Raw genomic sequence first — 1,313 nt, 5'->3', positions numbered from 1 at the left:
ACTGGAGCGGTTATATCTTGTACGTTAATCGTTTGTGAAGCAGTAGCTGCGTTTCCACAAGCATCTGTTGCAGTCCAAGTTCTAGTAACAGAATACGAACCAGCACATGTACCATTAGTAGTTACATCTGCAGAAGTTAAGCTTGGATTAGGGTCAACGCTGTCAGTTGCTGTTGGTGTAGTAAAAGAAGGAACCGCTGGACAATTGATTGTCGTTGGTATCGGTAATTGACTAATTACTGGAGGAGTACCGTCACCATCTATCAGAGTTGCCGTTGCCGTTGCAGTACATCCGTTCGCATCTGTAACAGTGTAGTTATACGTTCCTGCAATCAAATCAGTAGTAGCAGTTGCACCATAAGTGAAAGGCGCTAGACCATTTGAAGACAATGCTACAGAACCTTTACCACCGAAACAAGTTATTTGAGTTGGAGTAGCAGTAAAAGTTATTTGAGTCGGAGCAGCGTTTATCGTTGCGGTTGCAGTAGCAGTACATCCGTTAGCATCGGTTACAGTATAGTTATACGTTCCAGCAGTTAAGTTAGCAGTTGCATCTCCTGAATAGGTTAATGTTCCTGTTCCTCCACTTGACGCAAGAGTAACACTTCCTGTTCCTCCATTACACTTAATTTGTGTTGGAGTAGCAGTAAAAGTTATTTGAGTCGGAGCAGCGTTTATCGTTGCGGTTGCAGTAGCAGTACATCCGTTAGCATCGGTTACAGTGTAGTTATACGTTCCAGCAGTTAAGCTAGCAGTTGCATCTCCGGAATAGGTTAATGTTCCTGTTCCTCCACTTGACGCAAGAGTAACACTTCCTGTTCCTCCATTACACTTAATTTGTGTTGGAGTAGCAGTAAAAGTTATTTGAGTCGGAGCAGCGTTTATCGTTGCAGTTGCAGTTGCAGTACATCCGTTAGCATCGGTTACAGTATAGTTATACGTTCCAGCAGTTAAGTTAGCAGTAGCAGATCCTGAATAGGTTAATGTTCCTGTTCCTCCACTTGAAGCAAGAGTAACACTTCCTGTTCCTCCATTACACTTAATTTGTGTTGGAGTAGCAGTAAAAGTTATTTGAGTCGGAGCAGCGTTTATCGTTGCAGTTGCCGTTGCAGTACATCCGTTAGCATCGGTTACAGTATAGTTATACGTTCCAGCAGTTAAGTTAGCAGTAGCAGATCCTGAATAGGTTAATGTTCCTGTTCCTCCACTTGAAGCAAGAGTAACACTTCCTGTTCCTCCATTACACTTAATTTGTGTTGGAGTAGCAGTAAAAGTTATTTGAGTCGGAGCAGCGTTTATCGTTGCAGTTGCAGT

Annotated in this window: 1 pseudogene; it reads right to left on the bottom strand. The window is 42.8% G+C overall.

The features are described from left to right. Positions 1-1,313 (bottom strand): annotated as a pseudogene (locus BLV35_RS19090) (hypothetical protein); the annotation flags it as partial.

The organism is Flavobacterium gillisiae, assembly GCF_900107635.1.
GTDB classification, from domain to species: domain Bacteria; phylum Bacteroidota; class Bacteroidia; order Flavobacteriales; family Flavobacteriaceae; genus Flavobacterium; species Flavobacterium gillisiae.
This window is presented reverse-complemented; position numbering and strand designations above follow the sequence as displayed.